Annotated in this window: 1 pseudogene; it reads right to left on the bottom strand. The window is 31.3% G+C overall.

Annotated features, from left to right (window positions below):
- Positions 1-109: 109 nt before the first annotated feature.
- Positions 110-201: pseudogene (locus tag WS44_RS10300) on the bottom strand (helveticin); the annotation flags it as partial.

Raw genomic sequence — 201 nt, forward strand, 5'->3', positions numbered from 1 at the left:
ACTAAAAAAATAAATCGACACTAAAAGATATTTAAGTTGAAATTTAAATAAAAAATGAAGCCAAACTTCTTATTATGCTTGACTTTACGTAGAAAAACCTCCAAAAAATCTACTTATCCTGAGTCTCATGCAAGTCATTCATTTGCTTTGCAACTTCCGCAAAAATGTCCTGCACTTCTTGTTCACTCAACTTAAAGCCCT

The organism is Lactobacillus sp. N54.MGS-719 (assembly GCF_000980505.1).
GTDB classification, from domain to species: domain Bacteria; phylum Bacillota; class Bacilli; order Lactobacillales; family Lactobacillaceae; genus Lactobacillus; species Lactobacillus amylovorus.